Source organism: Vibrio sp. 378, from assembly GCF_033339435.1.
Genome location: NZ_JAWOUO010000120.1, coordinates 1 through 1156 on the forward strand (window position 1 = coordinate 1; position 1156 = coordinate 1156).

Sequence of the window (1156 nt, forward strand, 5' to 3'; positions counted from 1 at the left end):
TTAGTGTTGCCATGTACATTTCCCGTTGGCATTGCTCACAGTCCAAGTGAGAACTCAATAATCTGGCTATTGTAAACAGCTACTTAGGGATGCACAAACTTTTAGTAAAATCGTGCGATCCATGAAAGAGAGCGGTATCTGCTCGACTCATCTTCACTGCTCATCATCTTCCCGGTTTAATTTAACTAAAGTCGGCATCTAAAATAAGGCTTTTGTGTAATTTTGTGGAAACGTTTACACAATTTGAATTCGATCACGGATCTGGATCGAGATTGGTTGCTAGACTTTTAGCCAGTTAAGAAATGGGCGTACCGATTCGATGCAATGGCGATTGGCTTTTAGCGCATCAGAGTGAGGTGTGAACAGAAAGCAGCAAACGTGGAGAAGCAAAAAGTGAAAGTTCTTGTCACAGGCGGTATGGGATACATCGGTAGTCACACTTGCGTTCAGATGATTGAAGCGGGAATGGAACCTATCATCGTTGATAACTTGTGTAACGCCAAACTGGAAGTGTTAAACCGTATTGAAGCGCTGACTGGCAAACAGCCTGAGTTCCACCAAGGTGACATCCGTGACGAAGCCTTTTTGGATACGGTATTCGCGCAGCACGACATCCAAGCCGTGATCCACTTTGCTGGCCTAAAAGCAGTCGGAGAATCAGTAGAAAAACCGCTTGAGTATTACGATAACAACGTAAATGGCACACTTGTTCTTGTGGATGCAATGCGCGAAGCAGGCGTGAAATCACTGGTATTTAGCTCATCTGCGACAGTTTATGGTGATCCTGCATCAGTGCCAATTACTGAGGACTTCCCAACTAGTGCGACTAACCCATACGGTCGTAGCAAGTTAATGGTAGAAGAGTGCTTAACTGACTTCCAAAAAGCGAACCCAGACTGGAGCATCACACTTCTTCGTTACTTCAACCCTGTTGGTTCGCACCCAACTGGTGAGTTAGGTGAAGACCCGCAAGGTATTCCGAACAACCTAATGCCATTTATTTCTCAAGTAGCGGTTGGTCGTCGCGAGTTTCTATCTGTATTCGGTAGTGATTACCCAACCAAAGATGGTACTGGTGTTCGTGATTACATTCACGTAATGGATCTATCAGATGGCCACGTTGCTGCGCTAGAAAAAGTCGGCAGTAAAGCTGGTT

The 1156-nt window shown here is 45.1% G+C and carries 1 protein-coding gene; it reads left to right on the plus strand.

Annotated elements, in window-relative coordinates; all coding sequences use genetic code 11:
• Positions 1–393 precede the first annotated feature (393 nt).
• Positions 394–1156: UDP-glucose 4-epimerase GalE (galE, locus tag R7Q48_RS24525; protein ID WP_318132702.1), on the plus strand; the 763-nt coding region annotated here is incomplete at its 3' end.